Origin of the sequence: Parageobacillus sp. VR-IP, assembly GCF_013357975.1 — a bacterium.
Taxonomy (GTDB): Bacteria; Bacillota; Bacilli; order Bacillales; family Anoxybacillaceae; genus Saccharococcus; species Saccharococcus caldoxylosilyticus.
Map to the genome: position 1 here is coordinate 170,280 of NZ_JABVYQ010000003.1, position 23,614 is coordinate 193,893.

Annotated in this window: 19 protein-coding genes and 2 pseudogenes; 20 read left to right on the forward strand and 1 reads right to left on the reverse strand. The window is 39.5% G+C overall.

The annotated features are described in order from the left end of the window. Positions 1–8 precede the first annotated feature (8 nt). From HT574_RS08950 to HT574_RS08990, 9 genes and pseudogenes are all read left to right on the forward strand, one after another. Positions 9–851 (forward strand): sugar phosphate isomerase/epimerase family protein, encoded by an 843-nt coding sequence (locus tag HT574_RS08950; protein WP_175244320.1) that lies wholly within the window; start codon positions 9–11, stop codon positions 849–851. Positions 852–871: 20 nt separating this feature from the next. Next, a complete protein-coding gene (gene iolD / locus HT574_RS08955) occupies positions 872–2,806 on the forward strand; it encodes a 3D-(3,5/4)-trihydroxycyclohexane-1,2-dione acylhydrolase (decyclizing) (RefSeq protein WP_175244566.1) in 1,935 nt (644 codons plus the stop codon). Between the two features lie 18 nt (positions 2,807–2,824). Beyond that, positions 2,825–3,760, forward strand: a complete 936-nt coding sequence (gene iolE / locus HT574_RS08960) for a myo-inosose-2 dehydratase (RefSeq protein WP_175244321.1) — start codon at positions 2,825–2,827, stop codon at positions 3,758–3,760. 16 nt (positions 3,761–3,776) lie between these two features. Beyond that, entirely contained in the window at positions 3,777–4,610 is an 834-nt protein-coding gene (gene iolB, locus HT574_RS08965; protein WP_175244322.1) for a 5-deoxy-glucuronate isomerase, read from the forward strand. A gap of 18 nt (positions 4,611–4,628) precedes the next feature. Continuing rightward, positions 4,629–5,636 (forward strand): 5-dehydro-2-deoxygluconokinase, encoded by a 1,008-nt coding sequence (iolC, locus tag HT574_RS08970; protein ID WP_175244323.1) that lies wholly within the window; start codon positions 4,629–4,631, stop codon positions 5,634–5,636. A gap of 20 nt (positions 5,637–5,656) precedes the next feature. Then, on the forward strand, positions 5,657–7,117 hold the full coding sequence (locus HT574_RS08975) for a CoA-acylating methylmalonate-semialdehyde dehydrogenase (protein WP_175244324.1): 1,461 nt from the start codon (positions 5,657–5,659) through the stop codon (positions 7,115–7,117). A 160-nt stretch (positions 7,118–7,277) separates the two neighbouring features. After that, on the forward strand, positions 7,278–8,174 hold the full coding sequence (gene fba / locus HT574_RS08980) for a class II fructose-1,6-bisphosphate aldolase (RefSeq protein ID WP_081162278.1): 897 nt from the start codon (positions 7,278–7,280) through the stop codon (positions 8,172–8,174). Positions 8,175–8,239: 65 nt separating this feature from the next. Beyond that, a pseudogene (locus HT574_RS20490) lies at positions 8,240–9,415 on the forward strand (MFS transporter). Between the two features lies 1 nt (position 9,416). Beyond that, positions 9,417–9,794: pseudogene (locus HT574_RS08990) on the forward strand (FGGY-family carbohydrate kinase); the annotation flags it as partial. On the opposite strand, the gene HT574_RS08995 reads toward HT574_RS08990, so the two are convergent. Beyond that, positions 9,774–9,959, reverse strand: a complete 186-nt coding sequence (locus HT574_RS08995) for a hypothetical protein (protein WP_175244212.1) — start codon at positions 9,957–9,959, stop codon at positions 9,774–9,776. The pseudogene HT574_RS08990 and the gene HT574_RS08995 overlap by 21 nt on opposite strands. A 194-nt stretch (positions 9,960–10,153) precedes the next feature. On the opposite strand from HT574_RS08995, the gene HT574_RS20495 reads away from it, so the two are divergent. The 11 genes from HT574_RS20495 (at position 10,154) to HT574_RS09050 (ending at position 23,567) form a co-directional block, all read left to right on the forward strand. Beyond that, positions 10,154–10,363, forward strand: a complete 210-nt coding sequence (locus HT574_RS20495) for a nitronate monooxygenase (RefSeq protein ID WP_375154097.1) — start codon at positions 10,154–10,156, stop codon at positions 10,361–10,363. A 511-nt stretch (positions 10,364–10,874) separates the two neighbouring features. Continuing rightward, a complete protein-coding gene (gene xylF, locus HT574_RS09005) occupies positions 10,875–11,972 on the forward strand; it encodes a D-xylose ABC transporter substrate-binding protein (RefSeq protein WP_175244326.1) in 1,098 nt (365 codons plus the stop codon). Positions 11,973–12,133: 161 nt separating this feature from the next. Then, a complete protein-coding gene (locus HT574_RS09010) occupies positions 12,134–13,654 on the forward strand; it encodes a xylose ABC transporter ATP-binding protein (protein WP_175244327.1) in 1,521 nt (506 codons plus the stop codon). A 50-nt stretch (positions 13,655–13,704) separates the two neighbouring features. Next, on the forward strand, positions 13,705–14,829 hold the full coding sequence (locus tag HT574_RS09015; protein ID WP_175244567.1) for a sugar ABC transporter permease: 1,125 nt from the start codon (positions 13,705–13,707) through the stop codon (positions 14,827–14,829). A 245-nt stretch (positions 14,830–15,074) separates the two neighbouring features. Beyond that, positions 15,075–16,562 (forward strand): arabinosylfuranosidase ArfA, encoded by a 1,488-nt coding sequence (arfA, locus tag HT574_RS09020; RefSeq protein ID WP_175244328.1) that lies wholly within the window; start codon positions 15,075–15,077, stop codon positions 16,560–16,562. A gap of 88 nt (positions 16,563–16,650) precedes the next feature. Then, positions 16,651–17,646, forward strand: a complete 996-nt coding sequence (locus tag HT574_RS09025) for a Gfo/Idh/MocA family protein (protein WP_175244329.1) — start codon at positions 16,651–16,653, stop codon at positions 17,644–17,646. A 67-nt stretch (positions 17,647–17,713) separates the two neighbouring features. Continuing rightward, positions 17,714–18,766 carry an aldose epimerase family protein gene (locus HT574_RS09030; RefSeq protein WP_175244330.1) on the forward strand — a complete coding sequence of 351 codons (1,053 nt, stop codon included), beginning with the start codon at positions 17,714–17,716 and terminating at the stop codon, positions 18,764–18,766. A 56-nt stretch (positions 18,767–18,822) separates the two neighbouring features. After that, on the forward strand, positions 18,823–19,635 hold the full coding sequence (locus HT574_RS09035) for an HAD-IIA family hydrolase (protein ID WP_175244331.1): 813 nt from the start codon (positions 18,823–18,825) through the stop codon (positions 19,633–19,635). Further along, entirely contained in the window at positions 19,632–20,837 is a 1,206-nt protein-coding gene (locus HT574_RS09040) for a sn-glycerol-1-phosphate dehydrogenase (protein WP_175244332.1), read from the forward strand. Before HT574_RS09035 ends, HT574_RS09040 begins: the two co-directional genes overlap by 4 nt. Before the next feature lie 206 nt (positions 20,838–21,043). Next, the gene (locus tag HT574_RS09045; protein WP_175244333.1) at positions 21,044–22,813 is read left to right on the forward strand and encodes a sensor histidine kinase; all 1,770 of its coding nucleotides are present in this window, start codon (positions 21,044–21,046) and stop codon (positions 22,811–22,813) included. Then, the gene (locus tag HT574_RS09050) at positions 22,785–23,567 is read left to right on the forward strand and encodes a response regulator transcription factor (RefSeq protein WP_017434276.1); all 783 of its coding nucleotides are present in this window, start codon (positions 22,785–22,787) and stop codon (positions 23,565–23,567) included. The genes HT574_RS09045 and HT574_RS09050 overlap by 29 nt, the downstream gene beginning before the upstream one ends. Positions 23,568–23,614 lie beyond the last annotated feature (47 nt).

The window sequence follows — 23,614 nt, forward strand, 5'->3', positions numbered from 1 at the left end:
AAATCATAATGAAAATCGCGTTTAACGAAGCGACTACGCTGAAAAATTCCACATTAAAAAAGGACTTAGAACTTTGCGAAAAATATGGATATGACTTGATCGAAATTCGATTAGATAAGTTAAGAGAGTTTCTTGTTGACCATACCGTAGAAGACTTAAAAACATTTTTTGAACATCATCAAATCAAACCGTATGCATTTAATGCATTAGAGTTTATTACATTCAGAGATCAAGAAGGATATGAACAAATACGAAATGACTTGCAATTTTTATGTCAGATTGGCGAAATAATCAATTGCAAAACGGTGATTGCTGTTCCGGCCTTTGATATTGGTCATTACACAAAATTTGAAATCAAAAAAGAAACGGTTCGAGTGTTGCACGAGCTAGCACAATTAGCCGAACCATACGGAGTGCGGTTGGCGTTGGAATTTTGCGGATATCCGAATTGTTCAGTCAATACCTTTGCTCAAGCATATGATATCGTCCAAGAAGTGAATCGAGATAATGTTGGTATGGTGCTAGATTGTTTCCATTTTCACGCAATGAATTCCCGTATTGAAGATTTACAAGCGGCAGACCCATCAAAAATTTTCGTATTTCATATTGATGATTGCGAAGATTTGCCGGTTGGAGCGTTGCGCGACCATCATCGTGTATGGCCGGGAGACGGGGCTATTGATTTAGATCAAATTTTGCATACTTTAAAAGGGATTGGCTATGATGAAATGGCTTCAGTAGAGTTGTTTCGGCCGGAGTATTGGGAATGGGATATAGAAAAAACGATTAAAACAGCTAAAGAGAAAACGAAAAAAATATTAAGCAACTATTTTGCATTAAGAAGAACGTGAGAAAGGTGGGAAGAAAAATGATGGGGACAGTTCGGCTGACGACAGCGCAGGCATTAATTAAGTTTTTAAATCAACAGTATGTTGAATTTGACGGCAAAGAGCAGAAATTTGTCAAAGGAATTTTTACAATTTTCGGACATGGGAATGTACTTGGTATTGGCCAAGCGCTTGAAGAAGATCCTGGCGAATTAGAAGTATATCAAGGTCGTAATGAACAGGGGATGGCCCACGCTGCAATTGCTTTTGCAAAACAAAAACACCGAAAGCAAATTATGGCATGCACTTCTTCTGTAGGACCAGGTTCAGCAAATATGGTAACAGCTGCAGCAACTGCTTCGGCCAATAATATTCCGGTTTTGTTACTTCCAGGGGACACGTTTGCAACAAGACAGCCTGATCCGGTTCTTCAGCAAATTGAGCATTATCACGATTTAACGATTTCTACAAATGATGCCTTCCGCGCTGTCAGTAAGTATTGGGATCGAATCAGTCGTCCGGAACAACTCATGACAGCAATGATTCATGCGATGAGAGTGCTGACGGATCCGGCTGATACTGGTGCAGTCACTATTGCTCTGCCGCAGGATGTCCAAGGCGAAGTATATGATTTTCCAGAATATTTCTTCCGAAAACGTGTTCATCGTATTGAGCGTCGTGTACCGACTGCTGACGCAGTGAAAGATGCAGTGGAGCTGATCCGCAGAAAGAAAAAGCCAATTATTATTTGCGGTGGGGGTGTTCGTTATTCCGAAGCAGCGGAAACATTAAAAAGATTTACTGAAAAGTTTCATATTCCTTATGGTGAAACACAGGCCGGTAAAAGTGCCATTGAAAGTACGCATCCTTACAATCTCGGAGGAATTGGGGTAACCGGCAATCTAGCTGCGAATATGATTGCCAAAGAGGCAGACCTTGTTATTGGAATTGGTACACGGTATTCCGATTTTACAACTGGTTCAAAACAGTTGTTTCAAAATCCAAATGTAGAGTTTTTAACCATTAACGTATCGGAATATCATGCGTATAAGCTAGATGCAGTTAAAATTGTGGCTGATGCTAAACTAGCGCTTCTTGCCCTCGAGCGGGAACTGGAGAAGATCGATTATCGCTCAGGATATAAAAATGAAATAGAAATAGCAAAATCAAAATGGGATGCTGAATTAAAACGCTTATATGAAGTAAGATACACCGGGAAAGATTTTGTACCAGAAATCGCTGGGCATCTTGATGAATCTTTATCGGAGTTTTCCGAAAGATTCGAATCCTGTTTAACACAAACCGAAGTAATAGGTGTAATCAATGAACTGATTGATGAAGATGCGATTATCATTGGGGCGTCAGGAAGCTTACCGGGTGATTTACAACGAATGTGGGTATCGCGTAAACCAAATACGTATCACATGGAATATGGCTATTCGTGTATGGGGTACGAAATCGCCGGAGCTCTTGGAGTAAAAATGGCAGAGCCGGATAAAGAGGTATACGCGTTCGTAGGCGACGGTAGTTATTTAATGCTTCATTCAGAGTTGATCACCAGTATTCAAGAACAGAGAAAAATCAATGTTGTACTATTTGATAATGCTGGTTTTGGATGTATTAACAACCTACAAATGGAAAATGGAATGGGTAGTTTCGCTACAGAATTCCGTTATCGTAGTACGGAAACGGGATGTTTGGACGGAAAGTTCATCGCCATCGATTTTGCGCAAAGTGCTGCAGGCTATGGTGTGAAAACGTATAAGGTACACACACTTGAACAGCTAAAGGAAGCAATCGAGGATGCGAAAAAACAAACTATATCAACGTTAATTGACATTAAGGTTCTACCAAAGACGATGACACATGGCTATGAATCATGGTGGCACGTCGGAGTTGCAGGAACCTCCCGTAATCCAAAAGTAAGGGAAGCCTATATGAGAAAAGAAAATGAGCTGAAAAAGGCACGTAAATACTGACAAAACGAGGTGTAAAAAATGGAACCAAATAAGCGAATAACCAATCCATTTCGAATCGGTATCGCCCCAATCAGCTGGGTCAACGATGATATCCCCGGTCTTGGCGACCATTATACGCAAGATCAAGTATTATCGGAAATGGCGTCGCTAGGGTATATTGCGACTGAAATGGGGAGGCTTTTTTCGCAAGACCCTCCATCATTAAAATCGAAACTAGAAAAATACGGAATTCAACTAGCAAGCAAATTTATAGGTGTATTATTTTCTGATGAAACACGTTTAGAAGAGGAGCTGCAGTCATTTCAAACATGGGTGAATTATTTACACGAAATGGGTTGTGAGTACGTCATCGTGTGTGAGATGGGGGGATCGATGCACTGGGATCCTCGCCGTTCCTCAGAGGATAAAACGATCAAAAAATTAACGGATAATGAGTGGAAATCATTAGTAGAAGGATTACATAGAGCAGCGCAAATATGCCAGACTTTAGGAATGAAGTTGGTTTACCATTTCCATGCCGGTACTGTAGTAGAAACAACGGATGAGATTGATCGTTTAATGGAATCAACCGATCCGAACCTTGTCCATCTGCTGTATGACACGGGTCACGCTTTATACGGAGGTTATAATCCGTTAGAGTTATTGCGTAAATATGAGGATCGTATTCAATATGTTCACTTAAAAGATGTCAGACTTAATGTCCTTGAGCAAGTGAGAAAGGAAAAGCTTGATTTTCGTAGCGCTGTATTACGTGGGATGTTCACTGTGCCGGGAGATGGTTGCATTGATTTTGCTCCAATTTTTGAGAGATTAATGGAAACTAAATACGATGGCTGGATTATTGTCGAAGCGGAACAGGATCCTGCTATTGCCCATCCATATACGTATGCAAAAATGGCAAAAGACTATATTGATGCCACTGTTCAAGCTTTATTGGCTGCTAGAAAACGATGAAAGGGTGAGAAAATAAATGAATCGGTTAGTTATTTCGAGTCACACGCCGAATGGGGAAGGGAATGTAGTGCGGGTGACGCCAGAATCCGCCGGATGGAAATACATTGGATTTGAAGTATACGTTCTGCAAAAAGGGCAAAAATTGCGGAAAGAAACAGCAAATCAAGAAGCTTGCCTTGTTCTTCTTAGCGGAAAAGCAAATGTATTGACCCAGCATAAACAGTGGGAAAACATCGGTGAACGAATGAACGTGTTTGAAAAAATTCCTCCTTATTCCGTATATGTTCCATCGGGAGATTTCTATGAAGTAGAAGCGGTCACTGATCTCGAATTAGCAGTCTGTTTAGCGCCAGGAAAAGGCACCTATTCTGCGCGGTTAATTCACCCTCGTGAAGTGGAAGTGGAAGTAAGAGGTGCTGGAAATATTGAACGGAGGGTACACAATATCCTTCCAGAACAAAAACAAGCCGATAGTTTACTAGTAGTAGAAGTATTTACGCCAGAAGGAAACTGGTCTAGCTATCCTCCACATAAGCATGATCAAGATAATCTGCCTCATGAGTCATATTTAGAAGAGACATACTATCATAAAATTAACCCAGAGCATGGATTTGCTATACAAAGAGTGTATACTGACGATCGTTCGTTGGATGAAACAATGGTAGTCAAAAATGGCGATGTTGTTTTAGTGCCGAAAGGATATCATCCTGTTGCAGCACCGCCGGGATATGAAGTGTATTACTTAAATGTCATGGCGGGACCAGTTCGAACATGGAAATTCCACAATGATCCAGATCACGAATGGGTAATGGAAAGCAAGTTAGCAGCCAAACATTCATCATCCATATAAGAAAAGAGAGGCGGTTTGATGAAATATTTAACATTTGATCTGCAGAAACCGTTAGATTTTATCGCAATCGGACGGTTATGTATTGATTTAAACGCCAATGAAATTAACCGCCCGATGGAAGAAACAATAACATTTACAAAATATGTAGGAGGTTCTCCTGCTAATATCACGATTGGAATGTCCCGTCTAGGAATGAAAACAGGATTTATTGGTCGTGTGGCAGACGATCAGATGGGGAGATTCATTATCAATTATTTGAAAAAAAATAATATTGATACATCAAACGTTATTACCGATAAATCAGGAAGTGTGACAGGACTCGCGTTCACTGAAATCAAAAGCCCAACTGATTGCAGCATTCTTATGTATCGGGACAATGTCGCTGATTTAAAACTGGAACCAAAGGATGTTAAAGAGGACTATATTAAACAAGCAAAAGTTCTCTTAATTTCGGGAACGGCTTTGGCGAAAAGCCCATCAAGAGAAGCGGTATTCTTAGCGCTCGACTATGCAAGAAAACATGGTGTTGTTGTCTTCTTTGATCTTGATTATCGTCCTTATACGTGGAATTCACAGGAGGAAACTGCTATTTATTATAATCTAGCGGCAGAAAAATGCGATGTCATCATCGGAACACGAGAAGAATTCGATATGATGGAGCAATTTGAGAGCAATCGAAACGATGATGAGAAAACGGCGAAAAGATGGTTTAATTATCAGGCAAAAATCGTCGTTATCAAACATGGGAAAGACGGTTCGATTGCGTATACAAAAGAAGGCGAGAAATTCAAGGGCACGATTTTCCCAGCGAATGTCATCAAAACGTTCGGAGCGGGGGATTCGTATGCAGCTGCCTTTATTTATGGATTAATGCAAGGATGGGATATTCCTAAAGCGATGGAATATGGGGCAGCAGCTGCTTCCATTGTTATTTCTAGCCATAGCTGCTCCGACGCGATGCCGACATTACAGCAAATTGAAGAATTTATTCAGAAATATAAGAATGATCAAATAGTGGCGAAATAAAACAAAGGAGGAAGAATAACATGACAACAACGGCTGAAGTACAAACATTAAAAAACTATATTGGTGGACAGTGGGTGGAAGCAACTTCCGGAAAAACGGAAGTGGTTCCGAATCCAGCTACAGGAGAGGTTCTAGCTTATGTTCCTATTTCCAGTAAAGAGGATTTAAATAAAGCTGTCGCAGCGGCGAAAGAAGCTTTTAAAACTTGGAGCAAAACGCCGGTGCCACGTCGAGCTCGGATTTTATTTAAGTACCAACAACTGCTTGTTGAACATTGGGAAGAGCTTGCTCGCCTTGTTACGTTAGAGAATGGCAAAAGCTATAATGAAGCATATGGGGAAGTCCAACGCGGTATCGAATGTGTCGAGTTTGCAGCGGGAGTGCCTACGCTGATGATGGGAAGACAACTCCCTGATATTGCGACTGATATTGAATCAGGGATGTACCGTTATCCAATTGGAGTAGTTGGCGGAATTACACCATTTAACTTTCCGATGATGGTGCCGTGTTGGATGTTTCCATTAGCCATTGCCTGCGGAAATACTTTTGTCTTAAAACCATCGGAACGTACGCCAATGCTTGCCAATCGTTTAGCGGAACTGTTTAAGGAAGCAGGGCTTCCAGATGGTGTTCTGAATATTGTTCACGGGGCACATGAGGTGGTGAACGGATTATTAGAGCATCCTGATGTGAAGGCCATTTCCTTTGTTGGTTCCCAACCTGTCGGCGAGTATGTGTATAAGACAGCCGCTGCATATGGAAAACGCGTCCAAGCTCTCACTGGGGCGAAAAATCACTCCATTGTGATGCCAGATGCTGACTTAGATTTAGCAGTTCAACAAATTATTAATGCGGCGTTTGGATCGGCTGGCGAAAGATGTATGGCTGCTTCGGTTGTTGTTACCGTCGGAGACATCGCTGACACATTTGTCGAGAAATTAGTAAAAGCGGCGAATGAGATTAAAATTGGAAACGGATTAGATGAGGATGTGTTCCTTGGGCCAGTCATTCGCGAATCGCATAAAGAACGGACGGTAAAATATATTGAGCTTGGGGAAAAAGAAGGGGCGCTTTTAGTGAGAGACGGCCGCAAAGATGCTGCAACGAATGCTAATGGCTATTTTATCGGCCCAACGATTTTTGACCGAGTCACAACGGATATGACGATTTGGAAAGATGAAATTTTTGCGCCAGTTTTATCTATTGTTCGAGTGAATACGTTGGATGAGGCGATTGAAGTTGCGAATAAGTCTCCATTTGCTAATGGAGCCTGCATATATACAAGGGATGGCAGCAATGTTCGCAAATTCCGCGATGAAATCGATGCAGGCATGTTAGGGGTAAACTTGGGCGTACCGGCACCGATGGCGTTTTTCCCATTCTCTGGATGGAAGAATTCGTTTTATGGTGACCTTCATGCCAATGGAATGGATGGGGTCGAATTTTATACACGTAAGAAGATGGTTACAGCACGTTGGTAATTGTTATAGAGTATCAAGCATTTTGAGCTTGATACTCTTTCCTTATTGCTGACAATGATGTTTTCGACAGAAATATTATTAATTTCAGACGTTGTTTTTACCTTAAATATTAGGAAAACTTCCAATAGAAACAGATGTTTGTCAGAAAGGGGAAAGAGAGATGCCATTAGTATCCATGACAGGTATGTTACGTAAGGCGTTGGAGGGCAAATATGCGATTGGCCATTTTAATATTAATAATTTAGAATTTACCCAAGCGATTCTTTTGGCGGCTGAAGAAGAAAAGGCTCCGGTGATTTTGGCTGTAAGTCCAGGTTACATTCCCCATTTGGGCGGACTGCGGGTAGCCGCAGCAATGGTGAGAGAATTAATAAAGGAGTATAACATTACGGTTCCAGTCGCTCTTCATTTGGATCATGGATCATCGTATGAGCAATGCCTGCAGGCGATGGATGCGGGGTTTACTTCTGTTATGATCGATGCCTCACAATATCCTTTAGAGATAAATATTGAAAAGACAAAAAAAGTAGTGGAAGCCGCACGGGTTTTTGGTGTTTCTGTAGAGGCGGAAGTAGGAAGAATTGGCGGACAAGAAGACGACATGATTGTTGATGAGGCAGAGGCGATGTATGCAGTTCCAGAAGAATGTGAACGGTTTATCAAAGAAACCGGTGTAGATTGTCTGGCGCCTGCATTAGGATCTGTTCACGGACCATATAGGGGGAAGCCAAAGCTAGGATTTTCACAAATGGAGCAAATTCAGCAATTGACAGGCGTTCCGCTTGTTTTGCATGGCGGAACGGGAATTCCCTTTCATGATATTCGTAGGGCAATTGCGCTAGGTACGGCCAAAATTAATGTAAATACAGAAAACCAATTAGCATTCACTCGGGCCATTCGCAGTGCATTGAGTGAAAATGATGCTTTATATGATCCAAGAAAATATCTTGGTTTGGGAAGAGAAGAAGTAAAAAATACCGTAAAGCAAAAAATACGTGAATTTGGTTCATCAGGAAAGGCAGAAGAAATGATGCATTGTTTATTTAAAAATAATTAATGTTTAACCAGGGATAATGAGGGAGGAGAAGGGGGCATAAATATTCGTCTAGAAAAGACCGTATTATACTTCTGGCAGTTTCCTTTTTCTTTTGGCTTTCTCTTTTTATTTATATGCCTATCTTATCACCGTATATTGAGTTATTGGGAGGAACATATATATTTGTTTGGGGCAGTTTTAGGCAGCTATGGTCTGATGTGATTTTTATTTCGTATTCCTATAGGCGTAGCTTCTGATTTTGTAAAAAGAAGAAAGCCGTTTATTATCCTTGGCATGTTGATGGCAATGATGAGCGGTTTAATGTTTGCATTAACGGATAGTTTAGAATGGGCACTTATTTCGCGGTCGTTTGCTGGAATTGCTGCTGCAACATGGGTTGCTTTTACGGTATTGTATTCCAGTTATTTTCGATTTGAGGAAGTACATCAGGCAATGAGCAAAATTTCCTTTATAGTTGTTTTAACCCAACTAATAGGTATGACATGCAGCGGCTATATTGTGGATAAATGGGGATGGCATGCCCCCGTTTTGGATAGGAGGAGCCTTAGGGATTATTGGCACACTCTTTTTCTTTTTCATTTATGAACCGTGAAAGGCAGGCAATCAACGATCATCTATCCAAATAAGAGATCTACTAGTAGTAATGAGGGAACCGTTGTTATTAAAAGTTTCCATACTTTCTATTTTAGCTCATAGCATCATTTTTACTGCCATGTTTGGATTTATATCAGCATATGCATTAAAGATAGGACTTCAAGAGAGCGATTTAAGTATTATTGTGTTTTCTTTTATGATTCCTCATGCGTTCGCAACGTTTTTTATAGGGAAGGCGATTGTTCCGTTATTAGGCAAATGGAGATCATTATCGGTGGCGTTTTTCTGTAGCGCTGTTTTTACTCTTGTAACTCCTATTGTTGAGGGAAGAGCACTTTTATGCATTATACAAGCATGTAACGGATTTTCGCTAGGATTGCTCTTTCCATTACTATTAGGAATGTCTATTGAATCAATTGATGATGACAAGCGAGCAACGGCAATGGGAACGTATCAGGCGATTTATGCTCTCTGGATGTTTGGAGGGCTCTATTTCGCGGGAATGTTAAATTCTATGATAGGAATGTTCCAGCTTTTATTTTGCAGGTATATTGGGAATAGTAGCAATGGTTTTGATATTACTTTGGAACAATAAAGAAATGTTGGCAGTGAATGAATTTAAACTTAAAGGAAGAGAAAAACGATAAGGAAGACGTTCGTTTTTCTTTACGTGAATAGGCGGAGATCATTAGGGTAAGTGGAAAAGCGGTCGAGTCGGTCGTTTCCATCGGCGGGGGGACGAAAAGCAGAGAATGGCTGCAATTGCAGGCAGACATATTTGCCGTCTCAGTAGAAAAATGAAAAAATGAGCAAGATCCAGGACTGGGAGCAACAATGATTGTCGCGTATGGCTGCGGCTGGTTTGATTCGCTCGAGTAATGTTCGGACGTGTTTAAGTAGGTAGGGCTTGTTGTTGAGCCGCAAAAAGAGGTGGTAGCACATTACCAGGAGTTATTTGCTATTTGCCGCGAGATTTATCCGCAAACAAAAGAGATGACGAAAAAGTTAAAAGCTTTTCGGAACTAATTTTTTCTGTGCGCACCGGTACATTTCGTGTCGGCGTGTTTGCTTTGAAACACCAGTTACGGTTTTGTATGAAGAAAACGGTCCTGTTGTCAGTTTTACGTTTGGCTGCCCTTCGTCCGGGACCATTAGCAGATTACAAGACAATGGCACCTTTGTCGTTGTCACTGTTACCTCCGAAATTGAAGCGCAATCGCGGCACGGCAAAGAGCAGACATGTTATGTGTGCAAGACCCAAGGGCAGAAGGATATCGTGCTTTGTTTCGTCATCCCGGTGCTGCCTATGAGAGTGTCAATTTGCACTTTTTGTTACAACAAATTCGGAAAGTGATCGATATTCTACTGATTGCTACCAAGAAATTATGCACGGACGCGATATTACCGCGGTGCTTGTGACGGGTGCGTACAATGCCCAATTAGGCACAGCATTTTCATGTTGCCCGGAAAGCAGAGCGAATTCGTTGCACAAAAAAGGCCCTCACCAATTCGCAATTTCAAGCTATCACTGTACCCCGTGTGCATTTACAGGCCGTTCTGTTGGTGGATTAGTAACTCGTTTCCTTAGAATATGACGCACTAACTCCGATTGCATATCTGCACATCCATCATATGATAAAGCATCTTCGCAAAACTGCCGCTCAAGCAAACGATTCACAGATGATGTCTTTATGGACTCGGTAGGGTTATCGTTTGGCAAAAGATATGCCTGCTGAGGAAGTAGGGAGGTTGTTGTTGGAGGAAATGAGGGATAATAATGAAAAGATGGAGTAGCGGGCTTTTTATTGTTCTAACATTCATTCATAAATGCAAAGGCAGTCCTGTCTAATATTGTTTCAAAGCTGTATCTTGATAAAGAATAATGAGAAGGGGACATATGAGAAAACGGGGTTTAATATTTATTACTTGTTAACAGGGATAAGAGAGGGGAGTAAAATTGCTCATCGCTATTTATATTGTTTTCTTACTATAGATACAAATTTTTTATTTCAACTTTGTTTGTATACTAGACAAACAAATATAAAGGTTTTATAATTTGGTTGAAAGTTTTAAAAATTTTTATCGATATAAAAAGGGGGACTAAAAATGAAAAGAATCTTAAGGATTCTAAGTTCAGTGTTACTTCTGTTCTCCATCGTGTTTATGATGGCTGCCTGTGGGCAGGACGTTGCAAAACAAAATGAAAGCGGTAACGATAAAGGCGCACAAGCAGGGCAAGATAAAAAAATAAAGATCGGTTTTTCAGTATCGGATCTCACACTTGAAAGATGGCAACACGACCGTGATATTTTTGTAAAGGAAGCTGAGAAGCTTGGAGCCGAGGTATTAGTGCAATCTGCAAACGGGGATAGTGAAAAACAGTTATCGCAAATTCAAAATATGTTATCCCAAGGAATTGATGTCCTAGTAATTGTAGCAGTTAACACAGAGGCTTTGTCTCCTGTTGTAGAACAGGCAAAAAGAGAAGGGGTAAAAGTACTCGCTTACGACCGACTAATTATGAATGCTGATGTGGATGCATATGTTTCATTTGATAACGTACGCGTAGGAGAGTTGCAGGCGGAGTATTTAGTGAAAAAAGTACCTAAAGGAAATTACTTCTTGTTAGGCGGTTCCCCTACAGATAATAACGCGAAAATGTTTAGAGAAGGACAAATGCATATTTTGCAACCTCTTATTGATAAAGGGGATATTAAAGTAGTCGGGGATCAATGGGCAAAAGATTGGCAAGCTTCAGAAGCAATGAGAATTATGGAAAATGCGTTAACAGCTAACAAGAATAAGATTGATGCCGTTGTTGCTTCCAATGATAGTACAGCAGGAGGAGCTATTCAGGCATTAGAAGCGCAAGGACTAGCTGGAAAAGTGGCAATTTCTGGTCAGGATGCTGATTTGGCAGCGGTTCAACGCATTGTCGAGGGAATACAATCTATGACAGTATATAAACCTATTAAAAGTATTGCAACTAAGTCCGCAGAAGTAGCGGTTCAGCTTGCGAAAGGTGAGAAAATCCAAGCGGATGAAACAGTTAATAATGGAAAAGTGGATGTGCCATTCATTAAATTAGACCCGATTATGGTGGATAAAGATAATGTAATTGATACTGTCATTAAAGATGGTTTCCACTCCTATGATGATGTATATAAAAATATACCAGAAGACAAGCGCCCGCCACGTCCATAATAAATATTTGACATTATGACGTCTAATGGTATCCATAGCAATTACTCACATTCTATTTGCTATGGATACCTATACTAAAACTAAATGAATTTTTGTGATATGGTTGTTTGACCAATTTATTTTTTTATTAATTGTAAAATTACAAGTAGGGTGTGGGGTATATGCAGCCATATATTTTAGAAATGAAGGGAATTACAAAGGAATTTCCGGGAGTCCGAGCATTAGACAATGTTACTTTTTCTGTGCGAAAAGGGGAAATTCATGCACTTTGCGGTGAAAATGGCGCTGGGAAATCGACTTTAATGAAGATTCTGAGTGGGGTATATCCATACGGTTCGTATGAAGGAAAAATTTATATTAATGGAAACGAAGTAAAATTTAGAAATATAAAAGAATCTCAGAAAGCAGGAATTGCTATTATTTATCAAGAGTTAGCCGTTGTAGAGGAAATGACGGTAGCCGAAAATATGTTTCTCGGGCATGAATTAATGAGAGGAAAATACATTGATTGGAACCGCTTATATGCAGAAGCACAAAAATGGCTACAAAAAATTGGCTTACGTATCGATCCTGAAACAAAAGTTGGGGACTTAACTGTTGGCAAACAGCAATTAATAGAAATTGCAAAAGCCCTTACAAAAAATGCTGAGATTATTATTTTAGATGAGCCAACAGCAGCATTAACAGAAAGCGATGTTGCCACCTTAAAGAATATCCTACAGGATCTTCGCTCCCAAGGGGTCACTTGTATTTATATATCCCATAAACTTAACGAAGTCATGGAATTAGCTGATACAGTAACCGTTTTGAGGGATGGGCAGACTGTGAGTACCGACCCAATAGATCAACTTACAGAAGACCGTATTATTGCCAAAATGGTAGGAAGGGAACTGAATGAATTATACCCTTATGAACCACGTGAAGTAGGAGAAGAAATTCTCAAAGTCAATAATTACTCTGTTATAGACGAAAAGTCAGGAAAAAAAGTTATTGATAACGCCTCTTTTACTTTAAGAAGGGGAGAAATTCTTGGTATTTCAGGGCTAATGGGATCAGGAAGAACAGAATTATTTACTAGTATATTTGGAGCATATAAAGGAAAAAAACAAGGGATTGTTGTTTTAGATGGGCAGGAAGTAATTATTAAGAGTCCGGCAGATGCCATTAAGCATGGAATTGCATACGTTTCAGAAGACCGGAAGAAGTATGGGCTTATTCTAGGAATGGATATTATAAAAAATTCCACTCTTGTAGCTCTAAAAAAAGTTACAAATTGGAACATGATTGATCATGCTCTAGAAGTAAAACGTGCTGAGGAAATTACAAAGAAAATGAAGCTAAAAGCTCCTAACCTTGAGCTGAAAGTATCTCAGTTAAGCGGTGGGAATCAGCAAAAGGTAGTTTTAAGCAAATGGCTACTAAATAATCCACGGGTGCTTATTTTAGATGAGCCAACGAGGGGGATAGATGTTGGCGCAAAATATGAAATCTATAAAATTATTAATGAATTAGCCAGCCAAGGTGTTGGCATTGTCTTAATTTCATCGGAGTTACCAGAAGTGATGGGAATGTCAGATCGCATTTTAGTTATGTCGGAAGGTAAAATTGTTGGTGAGTTTAATCGCAACGATGCTACACAAGAGAAAATCATGACTTGCGCAACGGGAGGGAAACAAAAATGAAAAACTCGGTTTCTTTAGAAACACCTACTGGTTTTGGTCAAGTGGAAAGAATGCGTCGCAAATTCGATTTTCGTTCTTATACACTTGTTATTGCCCTTATTTTTATAGCCCTTATTTTTGGGATATTAACAGATGGAGAGTTTCTATCCTCACGTAATTTATCCAACTTATTTATGCAAATGTCTGTAATCTCGATTTTAGCGATCGGAATGACACTAGTTATTATAGCAGGACATATTGATTTATCTGTAGGTTCGGTCGTCGGATTAACAGGAGGAATTGCAGCCATCTTACAAGTCTGGTATGGGTGGGGAACTGTTTCTGTTATTATTATTGCAATTATTGTCGGTGCATTGATAGGGCTTTGGCATGGTTGGTGGATTTCTTATCGTAATGTACCAGCGTTTATTGTTACTCTAGGTGGCATGCTGATTTTTAGAGGAATTTTAATTGGGATTAGTAATGGAGAGACTATTGCGCCATTGAATAAAAGTTTTGAAGCGATTGGGAATAGTTATCTTCCTTACGCAATTGGTTATGTGTTAGCGGTAATCAGTATTATCATGCTATTTGTTTTTGTTAGCAGAAACCGCAAAAAAAGACAATCGTTAGGGCTAACTATAAATACTAAAATCAATGATTATGGAAAAGCGACGATTTATTCATTATGTATTTTAGTATTAGTTTACATGTTAAACCGTTATTACGGTATTCCGATTCCAATGCTCATTGTTGTTCTGTTTGCTATTATTTTTGTTTTTATTGCTGTCAAAACCCCATTTGGAAGATACATTTATGCAATTGGCGGAAATATTGAAGCAGCAGCTCTTTCAGGGATAAATATCAAACGTGTTGTACTTGCCATATTTATTTTAATGGGAGCACTTTCCGGAGTAGCAGGTATTATTTTGACAAGCAGATTGAATGCGGCCACGGTAAGCAGTGGAGAAATGTATGAATTGGATGCAATTGCTGCTTGTGTTATTGGAGGTACAAGCCTAATGGGGGGGAGAGGTAATATAATCGGAGCTATTATCGGTGCCCTTATTATGGCTAGTATTGATAATGGAATGAGTATGATGAATATTGAGACATTTTGGCAGTATATTGTAAAAGGATTGATTCTTATTATCGCTGTTTGGATGGATATATCCAGCAAAAGTCGCGCTAACTAATTCATTTAAAATTATGTCAAATAACAAAAACGGCTGAAAATGTTGCAGTTCTGATACTTGCTTAAAGTTTGTGCAATATCTAAAAGAAAAGGGGTTTCACTTAAAACACGTCATTGGAGACGATTTAGGGACTAGTGTCGTTAGTTTGTTTTCTTCCAGTGTTATTTTATTTCCTGTTTGACTGTCCAAGGTGTAATTCTATTAAATGGAAATAGAGTAATAAGTATGGATGCAAAAAAGCCAAAATGATTGTCGAAAAAGATTTCAGAATTGCGGAAATTGATAAGCGCATTTATGGCTCGTTTATAGAGCATCTTGGCCGTGCCGTGTACGGGGGAATTTATGAACCAGGTCATCCGCAAGCGGATGAAAGAGGATTTCGAAGAGATGTTATCGAATTGGTAAAAGAGCTGCAGGTTCCATTAATTCGTTATCCAGGAGGAAACTTTGTTTCCGGGTATAACTGGGAAGATGGGGTAGGTCCGAAAGAAAAGCGACCGCGGCGTTTGGAGTTAGCGTGGAAATCAATTGAAACAAATGAAATCGGTGTCAATGAATTCGTGGAGTGGGCGAAACTTGTCAATGCTGAAGTCAATATGGCGGTTAACTTAGGAACACGCGGCATTGATGCTGCCCGCAATTTAGTCGAATATTGCAACCATCCATCAGGCTCGTATTATAGTGATTTACGTATTTCCCACGGCTACAAAGAACCGCATAAGATTAAAACGTGGTGTTTAGGAAATGAAATGGATGGTCCATGGCAAATCGGCCATAAGACTGCAGTAGAATATGGGCGCATTGCCTGCGAAGCGGCAAAGGTCATGAAATGGGTCGATCCAACGATTGAACTTGTCGTTTGTGGAAGTTCCCACCGCAACATGCCAACCTTTGCGGAATGGGAGGCAACAGTGCTTGATCATACGTATGAACATGTAGAATACATTTCGTTACATCAATATTATGGGAATCGTGATAATGATACAGCGAATTATCTAGCTCTTACATTAGAAATGGACGATTTTATTCGTTCCGTGGCCGCAATTGCAGACTATATTAAAGCGAAAAAGCGCAGTAAAAAAACGCTTTATCTTTCTTTTGATGAGTGGAATGTTTGGTATCATTCCAACGAAGCGGATAAGTTAATCGAGCCTTGGACGATTGCCCCTCCTTTATTGGAAGATATTTATAACTTTGAAGATGCGTTATTGGTTGGATGCATGTTGATTACATTGATGAAACATGCCGATCGTGTGAAAATTGCTTGTTTAGCGCAATTGGTGAACGTAATTGCACCAATTATGACGGAGAAAAATGGCCCGGCTTGGAAACAAACCATTTACTATCCATTTATGCATGCATCCGTGTATGGCAGAGGTGTAGCCTTACATCCAGTGATCTCTAGCCCGAAATATGACAGCAAAGACTTTACCGATGTTCCTTATTTGGAGGCAATCGCTGTTTATAATGAAGAAAACGAGGAACTTACGATTTTTGCGGTCAACCGTGACTTGGAAGATGCACTGTTGTTAGAATGTGATATCCGTAATTTCGATGGATATCAAGTGATCGAACATATTATTTTAGAGAATAAGAACGTAAAACAAACAAATTCGGCAACCCATTCCCCTGTTGTTCCACACAGCAATGGAAATGCCCATCTATCAGATGGACAAGTGGTAGCCCAGTTGCCAAAACTATCGTGGAATGTGATTCGTTTGGCTAAGAAATAAGCGGCAGCAGGCTGGTCTATTAAGTTATGAATGGGACCAGCCTATCCCTTTGATGTAAATATAAGATGAATAAAAAGGAGAAAAATTTATGGAACAAAAGGTTCGTTGGGGGATATTAAGTACAGCTGCTATTGCTAGAGAAACGATGATTCCGGCTATTCAACGTGCTAACAATGCAGAAGTGGTGGCAATTGCTAGCAGTAGCGGAAAAGCACGTAGTATCGCCAAAGAATTAGGAATTCCTGTTTCATATGAGAGCTATGACCAGTTGTTAGATGATCCAAATGTGGATGCCGTTTACATACCGCTTCCTAACAGCATGCATGTGGAGTGGACGATTAAAGCAGCAAATAAACAAAAACACGTTCTTTGCGAAAAGCCAGCTGCGTTGTGTGAAGCGGATGTAAGAAAAATGGTCGAAGCATGTAAACAAAATAACGTGTTTTTTATGGAAGCGTTTATGTATCAGTTTCACCCTCAGCATCAGAGAGTGAAAGACATTATTTCCTCGGGGGAAATAGGAGATATCAAATGCATGCGCGCCAGTTTTTCGTTTTATCTTCGCGATCGGGAAACTAACATTAGAATGAACGCACAGCTGGGCGGAGGAAGTTTATTTGACGTAGGATGTTATTGTGTCCATTCGATTCGCAATTTATTAGATTCAGAGCCTATGGAATTGTTTGTTCAATCTAATTACGATGAACATCGCTCTATTGATATGACCACTAGCGGGTGGATGAAAATGAAAAACGGAGTTCATGCATTGTTTGATTGCAGTTTTGAAATGTTTCCGCAAAATAAATATGAAATGATTGGGACAAAGGGAAAAGTAGAAGTGTCCCGAGCATACCGTCCGGATGTACATGGGGGAAATGGAATTATTACCGTTACGACCGATAGTGGGGAAACTCGGAAAGAAGTCGTTTTCGGCGACCAATACGTATTAGAGATGGAACATGCTTCCCACTGCATTCTTGAAGATGTAGAGCCGCTTTATTCAGGCGACAATATGATTCAACAGGCGCGAGTGTTGGAAGCATGCTATACATCTGTGAAAACAGGAAATGTTGTACGACTTTAGGTATTCTCATCATGCTGATGAAAATACAAAGCCTTTCTGATTGGTTTGAAAAAGGGGGATGAGTAGAATGAAAGTCATTCCAGAAAAATGGGCAGAAATTAACCAACAGCCGGTAATATCTTTCACACTGATCAATGATCATGGAATCGAAATTACCTGTATGAATTACGGCTGCATTATTACGAAAATCATTACACCTGACAAAAGTGGAAACTATGAAAATATAGTGTTGGGTTTTAACCGTTTTGAACCGTACTTAACGAATTCCCCTTATTTTGGCGCAGTCATTGGGCGAGTGGCTGGGCGAATTCAGGGAGCCAGCTTTGAATTAGACGGGAAAATATACCGGTTGTGTAAAAACGAAAACAATAACCATTTACATGGCGGAATCAAAGGATTTCATCATGTACTTTGGGACGCGGAGATAGTGGAAAAAGACGAGGAAATAGGTGTTCGCTTCTCCTATACAAGCCCTGATGGAGAAGAGGGATATCCAGGTACTGTCCACGTTCAAGTAACCTATCTATTAAATAAAGAAAACGAACTAATTATTTCTTATCATGCCCATTCCGATAAAAATACGTTATTGAACTTAACAAACCATACGTATTTTAATTTAAGCGGCAATATAAAAAGGGATATTTTAGATCATGAATTAAAAATAAAAAGCGATCGGTTTTTAGAGTTAGATCAGGAATTGATTCCAACAGGGGCCATTTTGGATGTAACGAATACTCCTTTTGATTTACGCCAAGGAAAAAAAATAAAAGATGGAATTATGACCAATCATTCGCAAATTGAGCTGGTTGGGCAAGGATATGATCATCCGTTTGTGCTGAATACGCACCATGATGAAGAAATTGTCTTGCAAGATCCTGAAAGCGGCCGTACATTGACGATCGAAACCGATGAAGTAGGAGTAGTAGTATACACAGGAAATCAGCTGCAATCAGGAATGGATATTTACGGTGTACCATCACGAAAATATTTAGGAATTTGTTTAGAAACACAAGGGCTGCCCGATGCTGTTCATCATCCTCATTTTCCTTCTTATGTATTACAGGCAAATCAGAACTATTCATCGGTAACCAAGTACAAATTTGGTGTTTTGAAATCATAAATATAGTCATAAATATAGTCACAAAAGTTTCTTTCAGAAGGGGCAAGGGAGAACAGGTGCTACAAGAAATTGAGGCGGTTATTATTGACTTAGATGGTACTATGTTCAAAGGAAAAAGATTGATTCCTAAAGCAGACGATGCGGTTGCGTACTTGCGCTCTCTTGGCAAGCGAATCGCGTTTGTTAGTAATCGTGGCAACATATCACAGAGAATGTGCTACGAGTGGCTAAAGAAATGGAGAATTAGTGTACGGAAAGAAGAAATTATTTTGTCATCTACAGTTACAGCAGAATTTCTGTACGTACATTATCCGTTTTGCAAAGTATGGACATTAGGAGATGATGGATTACGGGAAGAGCTTCAACGTTATCATGTTCGATTGGCAAAAAAACCGGAAGAAGCGGATTTTCTGGTTATAACACTACATGAAAGAATGACATACGATGATTTAAATTTAGCGTTTCAAGCTGTGCAGCACGGAGCGAGAATCATTGCGACACATGCAGATAAAACATTTCCGAATGAGAACGGAAATGCTATAGATGTGGTAGGAATGATTGGAGCGATTGAAGCAACGACAGGACGAAAAGTGGAACTTATTTTAGGTAAACCTTCTTGTTTTATGGCGGAAGCTGCTTTGCGTTATTTGCAAGTAAGCCCACCAAAGTGCCTGATTATTGGCGACAGTATTGAAACGGATATTCGGATGGGGCGTATGCATGGAATGAAAACAGCACTAACAGCACTTGTCTTGACGGGAAATACAAAGAAAAAACATCTCGATTCGTTATTAGAGAAGGAGCTCCCCGACTATATTATTGATTCGATTTACGATATCGTTCGATTTGGGGAGGAAATAGTGCAATGAATCGAACATTAATAGAAATTAAGGCTCTTTCTAAACAATGTCACTGTGGGAACGACCATAATGACATCCCGATTGAAACCATTATGATCAGCGATGATGCTTTACAACAAGTAGTTATATACTTGCAAAGAAAAAGATATCAAACAGTTGCTTTAATTGTAGACCAACATACATTTGAAGCAGCTGGACGACAGTTGAGCGCATTATTGCAAGGGGAACAGATTCATCATACTACTTGTTTCATTCAGCCAGATGAAAATGGTGATGTTATAGCAGATGAAGCGTCCATTGTACAAGCGCTTTTGGAGATTCCTCATGATGTTGATGCAATATTAGCGGTTGGATCCGGAACGATTCATGATATTACACGCTTTTGCAGCTATAAAATGAAAGTTCCGTTTATTTCCGTGCCCACAGCTCCATCTGTCGACGGATTTACCTCTATGGGCGCGCCATTAATTATCCGAGGAGTAAAAAAGACTATTCAAGCACAGGCGCCTATTGCTGTATTTGCGGATATTAGTGTATTAAAACAGGCACCTAAACAGATGATCGCAGCAGGATTTGGGGATATGATAGCCAAATACACTTCGCTTATTGACTGGCGTTTTGGCCATCTTGTTGCTGGCGAGCCATATTGTCCACTGGTTGATAAGATTACTCAAGAGTCGTTGCAGGAATGCGTCAACAATATCGAGAAAATCGCTGCTGCAGAAGAAGAAGGAGTGCAGATTTTAATGAACGCACTTCTTCAATCGGGAATAGCGATGCTGATAATGGGACAATCATATCCAGCATCTGGCGGAGAACACCATCTATCTCATTATTGGGAAATGGAATTTTTGCGTAAGAAAAAGCCACAAGTGCTTCACGGAACTAAAGTAGGGGTTTCCACATCATTAATTGCTGAAGTATATACCAATCATTTTTTAATCCTCTTAAATGATTTACGAGAAAATAAAGCATTATTAGGTAACAAGACTATAGAACTGTTGGAGAGAAACAGACAAAAAATAAAAGAATGGTTTGGGTCGCTGCCATCTCCATCAGAACTGCGCTTAATGATGGAAAGAGTAAGAGGTGCTTGCACTCCAGAACAGCTTGGGATAGATCAAGAATTGGTTGATAGAAGCCTTAAAGAAGCATATCATTTACGTGATAGATTTACTATATTACGTTTTCTAAATGAGTTTGTTAAATAGTGGAGTTAGTATTATGAGGGAATTCCATATTTGGAATTCCCTTTAAATCTGTCTTTTCTGTCTTTTTAGATATAATTATAATATTACGATAAAACGGAATATGAATCACTGCTTAGGTTTGTGGCCCATACTATTATTTGTCCCTTTATTATGTAAGAAATATCGTTCATGAAAGCAAACAATCATGCTATGGGGGGATAAAGATATTGAAGAAGAGATTATATAAATTTAATACGCTTCGTAACCAAATATTAATTGTTTTTGTATCTGTAATGATCATGGTGCTATGTTTGGTAGGAATGATGACCTTTCATTTAGTTTCTACGTTGCTAAAAAACAACGCCGAGAAGCAGATCGAGCAGACGGCGATGCATGCCAACGGACGTTTAGAAGCTCTCTATCAACAAATCGATACATTAACAAAACAGGTGGCCACTAATATATACGTACAACAGCTGCTTTTGAAAATAGCTAACGGTTACTCTCCCGGATTCAGGGAAAAGCAGGGGCTAATGCATATGGTAAATACGTTTCAGGCGTATTCTGATGGAATTCATTCTCTTGAACTTTATACGAATAACTACAAAAAAATATTTCCATTAGATGAAGAGAATTTAGGTGACCGAATAGGTATAAAATGGATTAAACAAGCTTCCGAGGCAAAGGGAAAAATGGTCTGGGTTGGCCGTGATCCGAAGGCTCCGGGATATTTTCTAGCTTTGCGGCAAATTCGCCTAATGGAACGATGGTTTTCCCCAGGCGGCTATTTATTAGTTCGCATAAATCGGGATTATTTTCAATTTAGTGATTATTTTTATCCAACTAAAGGAAAGAAAGGATATATGCTTCTTATTGATTCCAATTCAAATCCAATTTTTTTAAACTACAAAGGGGATTTCCGCCAACTTCTTCATGCCAAACAACCTATGATTCGAAAAGATGGGGAAGAATATTTAGTGGTAAAACAATTATCTAATTTAACTGGATGGACGCTTGTAATTGTAACTCCCGTGAAGACGCTTACCGAAGGGGTGTCGATCCTTAAAAATGCGATTATCCTTTCCGGAACGATAGGTTTCTTTATTTTTTTGATATTTTCTTTCTCTCTCTCTACAATGATTACTCAGCCGATTTTGAGATTAACGAGAATCATGCAACGTGGCAGAAACGGCGAGTTAAGGACAAGCCCGCCGATTTCATCAACGGTTGAAATTAATGAGTTGAATGAAACATATAATGCGTTAGTAGAAAATATTAAACACTTAATTCAAGTAGTTTATGAAAAAGAATTGGTTCGCAGCCGCGCAGAGTTGAAAGCTCTGCAGGCGCAAATAAATCCTCACTTTCTTTTTAATACGCTTGACGCCCTTTATTGGTCCCTTGTAGAAAAGGAAGAAGAAGAATTATCGCAATTTGTCCTTAATATGTCTCAATTATTTCGCTACACTATAAGTAGCTCAAAAAATGACGAATGGGTAACGCTTCGCGAAGAAATAGAACATATTAGACGTTACATGGAAATCATGAAATTAAGATGGGGAGATCGTCTGATATGGGATATAGTAGTCCCGGCGCGATGTTTAGATATCCGGATACCAAAACTGTTAATTCAGCCGCTAGTGGAAAATGCCGTTTTGCATGGGATTGGAAATAAGATGGAACAAGGTTCTGTGTTGGTCACTGTAGAGGAATCTGATCATTCCCCTGAGTTAATTATTAAAGTAATAGACGATGGTGTTGGAATGGATGAAAAAACTCTACAGGAAATAGAACAGTTGTTAAATAAAAAGGAGTTTCCAACATTTAAAGGAAGCAGGATGGCCATTGCCAATGTAAATAGGAGACTGCAGCTTTATTATGGGGAAGATAGAAAAGTGGTCATTCAAAGTGAGTTGGGCAAAGGCACATGCATATCTTTCAAAATTCCCAAAAGCGGGGGATTCAATGATGAATTTCCGGACTATTTTGATTGTTGATGACGAACCACGAGCACGACAAGGATTAAAGAAAACTTTAGAGTCCTGGTCAGCGGGGAAACATGAAATTTTTTGTGCGGCAAATGGGGAAGAGGCGATCAACATGATGAATCAGCGAACGATCCATTTGTTAATCACAGATATTCGCATGCCTGAAATGACTGGTTTAAAACTAATCAAGTCAATAGAGAAGCAGAAAAGCAAACCGGTTGTGATTATCATATCCGCTTATTCTGAATTCGAATACGCGCAAGAAGCTATTACGTTAGGTGTAGTGAATTATCTTTTAAAACCGATAGATAAACATAAACTTATTCATGCAGTGGAGCAAGCGATAAAGATTTGGGAAGAGCGTCAGAAAGCAGCGGTAGTGGAGAAAATGATTGATAACCGGGTAATCAATATCCAAGAAGGAACGCGTTCTCAAGTCGTTAAAGAAGCAATACGGTTTATTCATGAAAATCTAAATAGACCATTTAGTTTACGTGAAGTATCATCATTCGTACATTTAAACCCTAGTTATTTCAGCACTTTGTTTAAAGAGGAAACAAACATGACTTTTAGCGAATATGTAACAAGATGTAGACTGCAAAAAGCAAAAAGCTTATTAATTACAACAGATTTAAGTATTGCAGAGATCGCAGAAGAAGTAGGGTATCAGACCGCAAAATACTTTATCAAATTGTTTAAAGAGTTTGAAGGAATAACCCCTTACCAGTTTAGAAAAGAGAATCTAAAAAAAGTAGAATTTTAGCCAACCATCGTTACCTTAATCCCCTCGCTTTTACAATGCTATAATTG